This is a genomic window from Xanthomonas sp. 3498 (assembly GCF_014199795.1).
Taxonomy (GTDB): domain Bacteria; phylum Pseudomonadota; class Gammaproteobacteria; order Xanthomonadales; family Xanthomonadaceae; genus Xanthomonas_A; species Xanthomonas_A rydalmerensis.
The window spans coordinates 86,521-100,451 of the sequence record NZ_JACHOH010000001.1 but is presented as its reverse complement, the minus strand read 5'-3'; the positions used below and the strand labels follow the sequence as shown (position 1 = coordinate 100,451).

The 13,931-nt window shown below is 68.2% G+C and carries 11 protein-coding genes; 5 read left to right on the top strand and 6 right to left on the bottom strand.

What is annotated here, in order from left to right; translation table 11 throughout:
- Positions 1–156: 156 nt before the first annotated feature.
- Positions 157–1,647 (bottom strand): M20 family metallopeptidase, encoded by a 1,491-nt coding sequence (locus GGR66_RS00430; RefSeq protein ID WP_184446828.1) that lies wholly within the window; start codon positions 1,645–1,647, stop codon positions 157–159.
- 204 nt (positions 1,648–1,851) lie between these two features.
- Between GGR66_RS00430 and GGR66_RS00425 the strand changes: the two genes are divergently transcribed.
- From GGR66_RS00425 to GGR66_RS00415, 3 genes are all read left to right on the top strand, one after another.
- Positions 1,852–2,184: a ComEA family DNA-binding protein gene (locus tag GGR66_RS00425; protein WP_160969990.1), complete on the top strand. Its 333-nt coding sequence runs from the start codon at positions 1,852–1,854 to the stop codon at positions 2,182–2,184.
- A gap of 210 nt (positions 2,185–2,394) precedes the next feature.
- Positions 2,395–3,024 carry a HutD family protein gene (locus GGR66_RS00420; RefSeq protein ID WP_184447419.1) on the top strand — a complete coding sequence of 210 codons (630 nt, stop codon included), beginning with the start codon at positions 2,395–2,397 and terminating at the stop codon, positions 3,022–3,024.
- A gap of 132 nt (positions 3,025–3,156) precedes the next feature.
- Positions 3,157–3,849, top strand: a complete 693-nt coding sequence (locus GGR66_RS00415; protein ID WP_160970010.1) for a response regulator transcription factor — start codon at positions 3,157–3,159, stop codon at positions 3,847–3,849.
- 617 nt (positions 3,850–4,466) lie between these two features.
- On the opposite strand, the gene GGR66_RS00410 is transcribed toward GGR66_RS00415, so the two are convergent.
- From GGR66_RS00410 to GGR66_RS00390, 5 genes are all read right to left on the bottom strand, one after another.
- Positions 4,467–5,387 (bottom strand): FAD:protein FMN transferase, encoded by a 921-nt coding sequence (locus GGR66_RS00410; RefSeq protein ID WP_184447418.1) that lies wholly within the window; start codon positions 5,385–5,387, stop codon positions 4,467–4,469.
- 169 nt (positions 5,388–5,556) lie between these two features.
- On the bottom strand, positions 5,557–6,249 hold the full coding sequence (locus tag GGR66_RS00405; protein ID WP_184446826.1) for a Fe2+-dependent dioxygenase: 693 nt from the start codon (positions 6,247–6,249) through the stop codon (positions 5,557–5,559).
- A gap of 63 nt (positions 6,250–6,312) precedes the next feature.
- Positions 6,313–8,607 (bottom strand): catecholate siderophore receptor Fiu, encoded by a 2,295-nt coding sequence (locus GGR66_RS00400; protein WP_184446825.1) that lies wholly within the window; start codon positions 8,605–8,607, stop codon positions 6,313–6,315.
- A gap of 547 nt (positions 8,608–9,154) precedes the next feature.
- Positions 9,155–10,198: a hypothetical protein gene (locus tag GGR66_RS21060; protein WP_255421537.1), complete on the bottom strand. Its 1,044-nt coding sequence runs from the start codon at positions 10,196–10,198 to the stop codon at positions 9,155–9,157.
- A 226-nt stretch (positions 10,199–10,424) separates the two neighbouring features.
- The gene (locus GGR66_RS00390; RefSeq protein WP_184446824.1) at positions 10,425–11,921 is read right to left on the bottom strand and encodes an aminotransferase class III-fold pyridoxal phosphate-dependent enzyme; all 1,497 of its coding nucleotides are present in this window, start codon (positions 11,919–11,921) and stop codon (positions 10,425–10,427) included.
- Positions 11,922–12,049: 128 nt separating this feature from the next.
- Between GGR66_RS00390 and GGR66_RS00385 the strand changes: the two genes are divergently transcribed.
- A complete protein-coding gene (locus tag GGR66_RS00385; RefSeq protein WP_160969980.1) occupies positions 12,050–12,481 on the top strand; it encodes an Lrp/AsnC family transcriptional regulator in 432 nt (143 codons plus the stop codon).
- A gap of 136 nt (positions 12,482–12,617) precedes the next feature.
- Complete coding sequence (gene queA, locus GGR66_RS00380) at positions 12,618–13,667, top strand: tRNA preQ1(34) S-adenosylmethionine ribosyltransferase-isomerase QueA (RefSeq protein WP_184446823.1); 1,050 nt, start codon at positions 12,618–12,620, stop codon at positions 13,665–13,667.
- Positions 13,668–13,931 lie beyond the last annotated feature (264 nt).

Below are 13,931 nucleotides of genomic sequence, written 5' to 3'. Positions count from 1 at the left end.
CAGCCCATGGAACCGGCCGCCCACGTTGCCCAGCGGTCAGGCTACGGAGAGGCGCCGCGTCTGGATCGACGCCTCTCCCGCAGCAACCAGGGAAGTCAGGCACTCAGGAAACCGGCTTCGCCAATCCCCAATCCCGACTCCCAAATCCCAGCCCCATCAACAGCAGCCGTGCCCGCCATGCTGCTCGCCGCCGGCCACCGCCGCGCTGCCGGTGGTCTCGCCGCGCAGGCTGGCGGCATGGTGGGCCGCGATCACCCGCGACACGCAGGCGGTCACCCGCTTGCCCATCGGGATGTGCAGGAACTCGTTCGGACCGTGCGCATTGGAATGCGGGCCGAGCACGCCGGTGATCATGAACTGCGCGCCGGGGAACTTCTCGCCGAGCATGCCCATGAACGGGATCGAGCCGCCTTCGCCCATGTACATCGCCGGCTTGCCGAACGCCGCCTGCGAGGCCGATTCGATCGCGTCGGTCAGCCACGGCGACTGCGCCGGCGCGTTCCAGCCGGAGGAGGACTTCTCCAGCGCCAGCGACACTTCGGCGCCATACGGCGGGTCGCGCAGCAGCACCTCTTTCAGCAGTTCGCCGGCGCGCTTGCCGTCCAGCGTCGGCGGCAGGCGCAGCGACAGCTTCACCGCGGTCTCCGGGCGCAGCACGTTGCCGGCCGAGGCCAGCGGCGGCAGGCCGTCGGCACCGGTCACCGACAGCGCCGGGCGCCAGGTGCGGTTGAGCACCAGCTCGGACAGGTCCTCGTGCATCGGCCGCATGCCGGGCAGGAACGGGAACTTGCTGTAGACCTCGTCGCCCAGCACCTCGGCGACCTTGCGCGCCTGCGCCAGCCGCTCCTCGGGGACGTCGGCATACAGGCCCTCGACCTTGATCTTGCCGGTGGCCTCGTCCTCCAGCCGCGACAGCAGGTCGCGCAGCACGCGGAAGCTCGACGGCACCACGCCGGAGGCATCGCCCGAATGCACGCCCTCGCTGAGCACCTTGACGCTGAAGTTGCCGCCGGCCAGGCCGCGCAGCGAGGTGGTGCACCACAGTTGCTCGTAGTTGCCGCAGCCCGAATCCAGGCACACCACCAGCGACGGCTTGCCGATTCGCGCCGCCAGGTGGTCGACGTAGGCGGGCAGGTCGTAGCTGCCCGATTCCTCGCAGGCCTCGATCAGCACCACGCAGCGCGCGTGCGGGATGCCCTGGTCCTGCAGCGCCTGGATCGCCGCCAGCGAACCGAACAGCGCATAGCCGTCGTCGGCGCCACCGCGGCCGTACAGGCGGTCGCCCTTGAGCACCGGCGTCCACGGGCCCAGATCGGCGTCCCAGCCGGTCATTTCCGGCTGCTTGTCCAGGTGCCCGTACAGCAGCACGGTGTCCTCGCCGGTCGCCTCGCTGCTGGCCGGCACCTCCAGGTAGACCAACGGGGTGCGGCCTTCCAGTTGCACCACCTCCACCTGCAGGCCGGGGATGGCCTGGGCCCGCGCCCAGCGCTCCATCAGCGCCACCGCATCGGCCATATAGCCGTGTGCGACCCAATCGGCGTCGAACATCGGCGATTTGTTGGGGATGCGGATGTAATCGACCAGTTGCGGGACGATGTCGTCATCCCACTTTTCGCTCAGGAAACGGTCGATCTTGGCACTGTCCATGAAAAACTCCGAGGTGATTGCACACGTGTGCATTCATTCTACGCCCCGCTGCCCGTGTAGGGTTTTTCCTACACGGCGACGCGCCGTTTACCTGCTGTTTGTGACGCGCTCCGACGATAGGCTGTACCCATGTGGCGAGCGATGCTGACAACGCCGGCAGGAAAGGCCGGCGAAGTCCCCATCCAAGTCACAAGGAGCGTTGCCATGCAGTCTTTTATCGTGGTCCTGAAGTCGCTGGTCGTTGCCCTGATGCTGTCCGGTTCCGCGCTCGCTGCGGACAAGGTCAACATCAACTCCGCTGGAGCGGAGGAAATCGACCAGGTGTTGGTGAACGTGGGAGCCTCCAAGGCTCAGGCGATCGTCGACTACCGGCAGGCGCACGGACCTTTCAAGAGCGCCGAGGAACTGGCACTGGTGAAAGGCATCGGACTCAAGACGGTCGAACGGAACCGCGACCGGATCGAAGTGGGCGCCACGAAGGCACCCGCGCCGACAGCCGCCAAGCAGGCAGCTGCCAAGCCGGTGGAAAGGCGTTAAAGGGATTTGCAACGAAAGGGATAGGGCCGGCGCTGGACGCGCGGCCGCAGCCTCACTGAGCAGGATGCGAGGGGGGAAGGCAGGAAGCCGACAGGGAGGTACATCGTCGCCCGGCGTTGCACAGTGACGTGCAGCCGGGCGATGTTTTTTTTGGGCCATGGTGCGGCTTGCCTGGCAGCTGCGGGCGCGCTATGGACAGGCGCCGTTGCCATGATCGTGCAGAATGCGCGCATGGATTTGCACACGCTGCCCGCGCGGATGATTCCCGCCAACGAGTACCGCCGCGAACGCTGGCGCAACGGCCTGGGCTGGACCCGGGAGATACTGCGCTTGCCGATGTCCGGCGACGACTGGCTGCTGCGCCTGTCCATCGCCGAGATCGAGCAGGACGCCGCGTTCTCCGCCTTTCCCGGGATCGACCGCGAACTGGTGCTGCTGCGTGGCAACGGTGTGCGTCTGCGTTTCGACGATGGCGAGGAGCAGGTGCTGCAGGACCCGTACGCGCGCCTGCGCTTTGCCGGCGAGCGGCCGCTGCGCGGCGAGCTGCTCGATGGGCCGACCCACGATTTCAACCTCATGTGGCGTCGCGACCGGCTGCGCACGCAACTGCTGCACCGGCCACTGGTCGGGCCGATGTTGTTCTTCGCCGAACCGGGTATCGCCTGGGCCGTTCATCTTCTGGCAGGGCAAGCGCAGTTCGATGCGGCCAGCGGACTGCCGCCATTGGCGGCCGGCGACAGCGCCTGGCTGGCCGCCGATGCCAGACGCCGCTTCGCTTTGAGCGGGGGCGGGGAGTTGTTGGCGATGCGCATCGAGGCCGCACCGACGTCCGCGGACTGAGCCTGCGCGACCGCGCGCGCGGGTCTTGCGGCGTCGGCGCCGACCGCGTCCAATGCGCGAACGCGGCCATTCGGGTCGCACAGCGGAAGCCGACAGGTGGTCTCGGACAACAGGTGGTTGGCGAAAATTCTGGTGGCGGACGCGGACGCGGCCTTGCGCGGCCGGGTTCGCGATTACCTGGCCTGTTTCAACCTGCAGACGCACGACGCCGACAGCGCGCCGCAACTGCAGGCGCAACTGGCGGCCGGGCATTACGACGCAGTGGTACTCGACGCCGGCCTCGACGGCGCCGAGGGCCTGCGCCTGTGCCGGCAGCTGCGCGACCGCGGTGATATCGCCATCGTGATGATGGGCGACCGCGCCGAGCCGGTGGACCGGGTGATCGGCCTGGACCTGGGCGCGGACGATTTCCTGGTGCGGCCGCCCGATCTGCGCGAACTGGTGGCGCGGCTCAACGCGGTGCTGCGCCGGGTGCGTGCGACCCAGCCGCCGCCGGCTGCGCACGGCGGCTGGCAGGTCGATGCCGCGCGTCACCAGGCGGTGGCGCCGGACGGGCGGACGATCCCGTTGTCCCCTGGCGAACTGCGGCTGATGGCGGTGTTCCTCGAACAGCCCGGCGAAGTGCTCAGCCGCGAGGTGCTGCGGACGGCGTTGGGCGACGGCGAGGCCAGCGTGCCGCCGAGCAGCCGCGGCATCGATCTGCAGGTCTCGCGGCTGCGCCAGAAGCTCGGCGACGACCCGCTCGTGCCGCAATGGATCCGCACGGTGCGCGGCAAGGGCTATGTGTTCGAGCTGCAGCGCATGGGGTTGCCGACCGCGCGCTGATGGCGTGACGGTCGGGCGCTCCTGCCATGCCCGTCGCGGCGGACGCCGCGTCCGCATATGCCCGGCCACGCGCGGGATGCAACGCGACGCGTGTGCCCTGTCCGCGGAATGGCTGGTGCGTCTCGACAGCGCGTGTTCCAGATCGTCGCTTGGGCGCGGTAGCGCCTGGCGAGGCACTGCCTCAGGTCGCGTCGCTCCGTTCGCGCCTCCCGACGCGCATCTTCATCGCCAAGCGCATGCGCAACGCGACCGGGTAGCCGATCGCACACCGTGGCGTTGCCGAAAACGGCCTGGGTGCGAGGCGGTCCGTTCGCACCTTCCAATGTGCATCTTCATCGCCGAGTGCATGCGCAACGCAGCCGGATGGCCGATCGCACACCGTCGTGTCGCCGAAGACGTCCTCGCAATGTGGCCCTCACCCTGCGACAAGCGTTTGTGCTTGGGCCGATAAGCATTCCCTTGCGTGTCGCACCGTATCGCCGCCGTAGCCGTAGCCGCCGCAACTGCGGGCGGTCAGCGGTGGCACGCCCGCTCGTCGTCCCGCCCACCGCCGCGTTGTGTCGCCCGGTGCACTGGCCGGTCTCCGCGACCGCAGATCCTGGAGCAGTGCTCGGCCGTCACGCCTCTGGTAGTTCAGCGAACGCGCGGCTGACCCGTTCCTGCAGGCCGCCGCGCTGGCGCAGCACGAAGCGCACCGCCAGCCCTTCGCGTTCGGCACAGGCCAGGCCGGCGTCGGCGCCCAGCACGCTGAGCGCGGTGGCCCAGGCATCGGCGCGCATGGTATCGGCGGCCACGACGCTGACCGCGGCGAGCGTCGCGGCGATCGGCTGGCCGCTGCGTGGATCCAGCAGGTGTCCGTAGCGGTGGCCGTCCTGTTCGAAGTGCTGCCAGCGGTCGCCGGAGGTTGCCACGGCCAAGCCGTCGACCGCGAGCGTGCGCGGGGATGCATCGCCACGCAGGCTGTCCTCCGGGGCCGCCTCGAGCAGCACACGCCACGCCTGCCCATCCGGCTTGCGGCCATAGCCGTAGAGATCGCCGCCGACCTCGACCAGTGCGCTTGCCACGCCGCGTGCCTGCAGTGCTCGGACTGCCAGGTCGACGCCATAACCCTTGGCGATCGCCGACAGATCCAGGTGCAGCCCGCCGGGCTGGTGCCAACGGCCGTCGTCATCGATGCGCAGCCGCCGCCAATCGCCGGCAGCGCGCGCCTGGCGCAATGCCCCCGCGTCGGGCACGCGCCGATCTCCTGCCATGGCGCCGAACCCCCACACGCCGACCAGGGCGCCGATGGTGGGATCGAAGGCGCCGCCGCTGCGTTGTGCCACGTCCAGTGCGCAGCGCAGCACGGTGTCGAGCGCGGCGGGCAAGGCGTGCCAGGTGTCGGTATCGGCGCGGTTGTAGCGGCTGAGGTCCGATTGCGCGTCCCAGGTGCTCATCTGCGCGACGACCAGATCGAGCTGCGCCTGGATCGCGTCGCGCAGCGCGTGCAGGTCGTTGCCTTGGGGCGGCAATAGCCTGACGCTCCAGCGCGTGCCCATGCTGCTGCCGTGCAGCGTGGCGATGCCGGCGCTGGAGCGCGATGCGGTGGATGAAGGGGGGGGATTCACGCGTCGACTGGGCGCGGCGTTACCACGCCAGGGCGGAGGCGCGCGGCGCTACGCGGCCGCGCGTGGGCCGTGTGTTTGGCGCTTTGGTCGCCGAGTCGGTTCATGTCTCCGACCAGTCGCGCAGCAGGTTGTGGTAGACGTTGGTCAGGCGCAGCAACGCCGCTGCGTCGGCACCGCTGGCGGTCAGCGCCTGGATCGCGGTGTCCAGGTCGAGCAGCGTCTGCCGCCGGCCGGCGTCGCGCACCAGGCTCTGCACCCAAAAGAACGAGGCCAGCCGCGCGCCGCGGGTCACCGGCGCCACCCGGTGCAGGCTGCTGGACGGATACAGGATCAGATCGCCAGCGGGCAGCTTGACCTCGTGCTCGCCGTAGGTGTCGTGGATCAGCAATTCGCCGCCGTCGTACTCCTCCGGCGCACTCAGGAACAGGGTGCAGGACAGATCGCTGCGCACGGTCAGCGCCGGCTGCGCGGCGCTGGCGGCCTGGGTCATCACCGCGCCGTCGACGTGCAGGCCATAACTGCCGCAGCCGGTATAGCGGTTGAAGCGCGGCGGGATGGTGCGCAGCGGCAGCGCCGCGGCGAAGTACAGCGGGCTGCGCGCCAGGGCGCTCAGCACCGCCTGGCCGAGTTCCTGCTTCAGTGGCGACGCGTCGGCCAGCTGCAGGTTGCGCTTGACCTGCGCGCCCTGCACGCCGACGGTTTCGCGGCCGTCCACCCAGTCGGCGGACTGCAGTGCCTGGCGGAACTGCGCGACCTCATCGGTCGTGAGGATGTCGGGAATGTGCAGCAGCATGGGGCGCTCCGGCGGTGGACGCCCAGGATAGGGCGTCCACCGCACGTTGGCAGGCGCGGTCGGTCAGAACCGGACCTCGGCGGTCAGCAGTACCGAGCGCGGCGCGCCGGGCGTGTAGCGGAAGCCGCTCTTGTTGATCGCGGCGACGTAGTCCTTGTCGAACAGGTTGTAGGCGTTCAGGCGCAGCGCCACGTGATCGTTGACCGGGTAGCTCAGCACCGCATCCCACACCGTGTACGACTTCACGAACGCAGGCGTGCCGACCGCGCTGTCGCGGCCGCGTTGCATCTTTCCCGAATAGCGGACGCCACCGCCGACGGTCAGCCCGAACGGCAGGGTATAGGTGCTCCAGGCGGTGAACGCGCTGTCCGGGGTGTAGGCCAGGTCCTGGCTGCCGTCCTGCGAGACCGTCGTGCCTTGCCGCACCCGCGCATCCAGCTTGGTGTAGCCGCTGGACAGCGACCAGCGCTCGGTCAGCTTGCCGACCGCCGACAGTTCGATGCCTTGCACGCGCTTGGCGCCGCTCTGGTAGTACAGCCCGTCGCTGCCCTGCACGATCTCGTTGTTCACGTCGGTGCGGAACAGCGCCAGGGTCGCGAACAGCGCATCGTCGAGGAAGTTCCACTTCGTGCCCACCTCCGCGGTCTTGGCCTTCTGCGGGTCGAAGCGCGGATTGTTGGCGTTGTTGGCCGAACTGCTCAGTTCCAGCGTGCTGCCGCCGGGCGGCTGCTGCGAGGTGGCGAAATTCGCGTACACGCTCACGTCCTCGTTGGCCTTGTAGACCGCACCGAGTTTCCAGCTGAACAGCGTGTCGGCGATATCGGTGTCCAGGCCGACCACGGTGGTGCAGGGCGCGGCGGTGGAGGTGGCGGAGTTGCACACCAGGCTGTCGAAGTCGGTCTTGTAGCGGTCCGCACGCACGCCGGCGGTGATCAGGAAGCTGTCGCCGAACTTCAGCGTGTCGAAGGCATAGGCCGAGTAGGTGGTGGTGGTGCCATGGCTGCGCGCGCCGTTGCGCGCGGTGCGCAGCGGCGTGGTGTTCCAGTCCGGCGCGTACAGGTTGGCCGGATTGGCCGCCAACCAGGCCGCGCGGTCGACGATGTTGTGGCCCCAGCTGCGCAGTTCCTCGCGCGATGCTTCCACGCCGGTGCTGAGGTTGTGCCGCACCGCGCCGGTGGCGAAGTCCACACGTAGATTCAATTGATCGGCGAGGGTGGTGTACTGCTGGTCCTTGAAGGTCGGCAGGCTGCGCAGCACCGTCCAGGTCGACGGATCCGCCGGATTCGGCGTGCGCAGGTTGGCGGCATTGGGCATGAACGCGAACAGCAGGTAGTCCTGGTCGTTGCGGCCCCAGCGTGCGGTATTGGTCAGCTTGACCGTGTCGGACACGTCGTGCTCGATGCGGAAGGTCGCCATCTTCGCGGTCACGTCGTCGTGGTCGTCGCGGGTGCCGTAGAAATTGGCGCTGTCCACGCGCGCGGCGCCACCGAGCCACGGCCGCGCGGGATCGGGCGAGCTGTAGCCAGGCAGACCGATGGTCGGCACGCCGCCATCCGGCACGTTGTCCTGCTTCACGTACAGCAGGTCGAGCAGGTAACGCGTGTCGGTGCCCAGGCCGAACGCCAGCGACGAGGCCAGGCCCCAGCGCTTGTTGGCGACATGGTCGCGGCCGATGGCGTCGCTGTCCTGGCCCATCACGTTCACCCGCAGCGCGCTGCTGGTGCCCAGGTGCTGGTTCCAGTCCGCGGTCGCGCGGCGCTGGCCATGGTCGCCGCCGGACAGGGTGCCGCTGCTGGCATCCTCCAGGTGCGCCTGCTTGCTCACCAGGTTGATCGCGCCGGTCGGCGCGCTGCGGCCGTTGTCGGTGCCGGCCGGGCCCTTTTCGACCTCGATCTGCTCGATGTTGAACACGTCGCGCGAGATCGAGCCGAGGTCGCGCAGCCCGTCGACGAAGATGCTGCTGGAGCTGTCGAAGCCGCGCATGTAAAGCGCATCGCCGGTGCTGGTGTTGCCGTTCTCGCCGACATAGAACGTGCCCACGCCCGGGCTGTTGCGCAGCGCTTCGGAGAGGGTGGTGGCGCCCTGCTCGTTGAACAGGTCCTTGCCGATGATGTTGAGGGTCTGCGGGGTGTCGATCAGCGGCTGCGTGAACTTCGGCGAATCCGGCGTTTCCACCAGGTAGCGCTTGGCGCGCTGGGCCTGCACGTCGACCTTGTCCAGGGTGGTCGGCTGGTCCGCCGCCGCCGCGTGCGCGAAGGAGAGCAGGCTCAGCCCACCGAGCAGCATGGCCGTGGTGAGGGTCGGTGCGGCGGCCTGGCGGGTGACGGGGTGTTTGCGGCGCTTGATCGGAGAGGTCATGGGCGGTTCGATTTGCAGGATGGGCGACGACCCGGCCGCGGACACCGGCCGTCCCTCATCAGGAGCGGGCGCGGCGCCGCGGTCGGGCGGCAGTGCGAAAGGGTGTCTGCCGCGAGTGCGATGCGGGCAGTGCGTTCATTTTCCATGCAAATGCGAATTGTTTGCAATATCTTTGTCGTTTTTCGGGCCAGCGATGTCACCGTTGCCTAGCGCGGGGTGCCCGAGAGGGGGCCGCTGGGTTCGACGGCTACCGGGGTTGGGTTGCTGCGGCAGATGGACGCGCTGCCCGAAAGGGTGAGGCCAGGGATGATGTCGTGGCCACGCCCCGCCCTACGCTCGATAGCGGAGGCGGGAAAGTGCGAGCGCCGCGGGATGGCGCATCACCGCGCGATGGTCGGCGACACCGCCGGCGTCAGAGAACGCAGGCGTATCGGGGAGAAACCCGCGGCGGCGCAGGGTGGGCGGAAGATGTAGGCATGAGGCGGCCTTGGAATGCGACATCGGGTCGATCACAGCGACCCAGGCGCGGTCTCAAGTCGAGAAAGCGCTAATCGAGTTTCCCCTCAGACCAGCAGATCTCCCACGTGTTCGGATCGCCGGATCCGCTGCATCCATAGCGGATTGAAATCGTGGGCAGGATCCCGTCCAGGCTGCCGTAAATGTTGGTCAGAAAGCCGGGTTCGACCTCCACCGGCTTTATGTGCGCGCTGTCCAACACCTTGGTCCAGGTGCCGGTAAACGCGTCCTCTCCTTCCGCGCGATAAACGCAGACGCCTTTTGCCGTACCCCACTCGGGATAGGCGGGGCCGTAGCTGGAGTCCAGATGGGCCTCGCAGACGCTTGCCATGTAATAAAAATAGTGTCCGTTGTAGGACCCTGGCGCAAAGCCAAGCGCGGGCTTGGCATGCGATATGCCGCTTTGTCCATTCAAGGTGAGGCCTTTCTGGCTGAGCTTTCGCTTCTCGCCGAAGTTGATTGCGTCCGGCGACTCCCGGTAGAAATAGCTGATGTCGCCGTTGCCATCCACATAGGTGTAGATGGTTCTGATGCCGGCTGCGCCGTCCGCGCTCCAGGCAACGGATTGTCCTGTGCCATAGGTGCCGGGGTCGCCGTCATGGATCACGGGCGCGTCGTGCTTCTTCCAGTTGATGCCATCGTTGGAAAACGCCACGGCGATGCGATTGTCGATGCCGTTGCTGCCAGGCCGCTCCGTGGTGTAGTACATCACGTAGCTGTAGTCCTGGCCCTGGTAATTCCACCGTCCACGGGTCACCGTGGGGTCGCAGGTGTGGACGCCCTCCCAGGTAAGCGGGCGTGCGCCGCGCAAGAACTGATTGGCTTGAAGGACGATCACGGGAGCGCTCCAACTGCCCGTTCCCGTGCGCTCGCGGTATTTGACGACATCGTGGCCATTCAGATGGCCGCACCACCAAACCTTTTCCTTTCCATCCAGATCGATGAGCGAGCTGGGGGAGTAGTCCCATCCGGGCTGGTCGAACAGCAGCTCGCCTTCGGAAAAAGCGGCGGCGTACGCCACTGGGTGAGCGGCCGCAAGCAACAGGCCCATGGAAAGCAGAAGAGGGGTGCGCATTCGATGGACCATCGCTGAATTTGAATCAGTATAGGTGATTCGCCGCACGCGAAGCTGGCGAACTATCCATGCGATACGCGAATCTCTCGCGATTGTCGTGCTTCGAGACGTCGCGAAACAAGCGCATGACGGTCGCGCATGCGCTTATGGTGGGGACGAGCGAATAAATCGCCCGTCCCTCTGCTGCAGGATCATGGTGCCGTGATGCGTGCAGCGTCGAGCGGACTCAGGCCGCAGCAGCCTGCGCCACGCGCGGACCTTCGCGCAGCGCACGGCCGATCAGGCCGACCAGCAGGTCCAGCTCTTCGCCGTCCATCGCGAAGTGCGGGGTGAAGCGCAGCGAGTTCTCGCCGCCGTGGATCACGTTGACGCCGTGCTGGCGCAGCCACTCTTCGGTGGAACCGGCGCCGTAGCACTTGTACTGCGGGGCCAGCGCGCAGGAGAACAGCAGGCCCGTGCCCTGCACCTGGGTGATGGCGCCGCCGAGCTCGGCCTTGAGCTTCTCCAGCTTCTGCACCGCCTCGGCGCCGCGCTCGCGGATGTTGGCGCGCACTTGCGGGGTCAGTTGCGCCAGGGTCGCGGTGGCCACATCGAGCGCGCGCGGGTTGCTGGTCATGGTGTTGCCGTAGGTGCCCTTGCGATACACCTGCGCCGCATGCTCGGTCACCGCCAGCACCGACAGCGGGTACTGCGCGGCGTTGAGGGCCTTCGAGTAGGTTTCCAGGTCGGGTGCGTCGAGCTGCTCGAAGCCGGGATAGTCCACCACCGACAGTACGCCGTGCGCGCGCAGGCCGGCCTGGATCGAGTCGACCAGCAGCAGGCTGCCGTGGCTGCGGGTCAGTTCGCGAGCGGCGGCGTAGAACGCCGGCGGCAGCGCGCGGCCGGGGTCGCCTTCGCCCATCACCGGCTCCAGGAACACTGCCTCGATGAAGCAGCCGTGCTGCTCGGCCTCGGCAAAGGCGCGACGCAGCGCGTCCACGTCGTAGGGCGCGATGGCGATCAGCGCATCGTCGCCGCGGTAGCTGGCCAGGTGCTGCTGATAGGTCTTGCGACTGGAATCGGAATACATGCCCGGCCGGTCGGTACGGCCGTGGAAGCTGCCCTTGACCACCAGGCGCTTGATCTTGGCGCCGGCGTGACGCGCGCCCGGATCGGTCTGCAGCTTGGCATTGATGTCGACGATGCGCGCGGCCAGGCCCACCGCTTCGGAACCGGAGTTGAGGCACATGAAGCGGCTGTACGGACAGCCGCCGCGGCGGTGGCCGATCTCCGCGCGCAGCGCGCGCTCGAAGCGCAGCTGCGACAGGTTGGGGGTCATCACGTTGGCCATCACCTGCGGCCGCGCCATCGCCTCCAGCACCGCCTCGGGGGTGTGGCCGAAGCCGAGCATGCCGTAGCCGCCGGCGTCGTACAGCACCGCGCCCTTCAGCGTGACCACCCATGGGCCGCGCGCGCTCAGCGCCACGTACGGGGTCACCGCGTCGTCGGCGTAGAAATTGACGAAACCGGCCTGCAGGTGGCGGATCTGCTCGGCCTCGTCGAGGTCGAGCAGGTCGGCGAACTCGGTGGCGATGCGTGCATGTTCCGCACCCGCCGCCTCGATCGCCGCGCGCAACGCGGGGTGCGAGGCGGCCAAGCGCTCGATGCTGGCGTCATCCAGGCCCTGGGTCAGGCGGTCGCCGGCGTGGGCACGGAGCGGGGCGAGGGGGCCGAGTACGGTCATGAGGGATCTCCTGAAGGCGGGCTGTCTGGCGACGATCCTGTCTATTATCAGGACAGGATCGTCGAATGGCAGCGTGAATCCGTGCAGGAATTGACGCAATTTCGTCGATTCGACGAAAATCCCCGGCCATGAAGATCACCGCTTCCGACGACGCCCTGCTGTCGCTGCTGCGCGAGGATGCGCGCGCCTCCACCGCCCAGATCGCCCGTCGCCTGGGGGTGTCGCGGACCACCGTGCAGAGCCGGATCGAGCGCCTTGAGCGCGAGGGCGTGATCTGCGGCTACACCGTGCGCACCCGCGACGACTACGAGCAGGGCCATATCCGCGCGCACATCCTGATCACCGTTCTGCCGAAGAAGATGACCTCGGTGGTCAAGGCGCTGCGCGAGATCGAGGCGGTGCGCGTGCTGCATTCGGTCAGCGGCTCCTTCGACCTGATCGCGCTCGGCGTGGTGCCGGGCGTCAACGACATGGACGAACTGACCGACCGCATCGGTGCGCTGGACGGGGTGGAGCGCACGACCTCGTCGATCATTCTGTCCACCAAGTTCGAGCGCTGAGGGGCTGGGATTCGGGATTCGGGAGTGGGGATTCGCAAGAGCGCGGTCCTGCCTGCCTTGGCGAATCTCCACTCCCGAATCCCCAATCCCGGCGCCGCTACAATGGCCGGCCCCATTCCCGATCTCTCCCGGCGCCGTGAAGAAGTCCGATTTCCACTACGACCTGCCCGAAGAACTGATTGCGCAGGCGCCGCTGGCCGAGCGTTCGGCGAGCCGGCTGCTGCTGGTACCGCCGGCGCCGGCGCCCTTCGCCGACCGGCACGTGCGCGATCTGCCGGAGCTGCTGCGTGCCGGCGACCTGCTGATCTTCAACGATACGCGGGTGATCCCGGCGCGGCTGTTCGGGCAGAAGCGCACCGGCGGGCGGGTCGAGATCCTGATCGAACGGCTGCTCGGCGGCCAGCGCGCGCGGGCGCAACTGGGCGTGAGCAAGTCGCCCAAGGCCGGTGCGCGCATCGCCCTGGACGCCGGCGGGGAGGCCGAGGTACTGGGCCGCGATGGCGAGTTCTACCAGTTGCAGTTCCATGTGGACGGCGCGCTGGAGCACTGGCTGCAGCAGGCCGGGCGCTTGCCGTTGCCGCCGTACATCCGCCGCGAGCCGGGCCTGGACGACCGCGAGCGCTACCAGACCGTGTTCGCGCGCGAGGCCGGCGCAGTCGCCGCGCCGACCGCCGGACTGCATTTCGACGCGCCGCTGCTGCAGGCGCTGCAGGACCGCGGGGTCGAGGTGGGGCATGTGACCCTGCACGTGGGCGCCGGCACCTTCCAACCGGTGCGGGTGGAAGCGCTGGAGCAGCACCAGATGCACCGCGAGTGGCTCAACGTCGGCGCCAGCCTGGTCGAGCAGGTGCGGCGCACGCGCGCGGCCGGCGGCCGCGTGATCGCCGTGGGGACCACGGTGGTGCGCGCGCTGGAAAGCGCGTCCAAGGATGGCGAACTGCACCCATTCGCCGGCGAGACGCAGATCTTCATCCTGCCGGGCTACCGCATCCGCAGCGTCGACGCGATGGTGACCAATTTCCATCTGCCGGAAAGCACGCTGCTGATGATGGTCTCGGCCTTCGCCGGCCGCGAGCGCATCTTCGCCGCCTATCGCCACGCCATCGCCCAGCGCTATCGCTTCTTCAGCTATGGCGATGCGATGCTGCTGTGGAGCAGCGAGACGCCGGCAGACCGCGTCGCGTGATGCGCCGCGTGCGTGCCCGCACACACGCGGGTGCGGCGGCGCGCGCCTCGGGTTGCGCACTTCGCGCCTGTGCATGAACGCGTGAGTTGCGTCGTTGCACCGCGACATCGGTGCCCACGCCATATCGCCTTGCCGACGCTGCCGCATCGATGCGACGAACGTGCGGACTGTGATGCACAGCGCGCAGCGTCTGCCTGAGTAGACGATGCCGCGCACGCGGTAGGGGAGGCGCATGCGCTCCTCGTCCTTGATGGGTGGAACCCC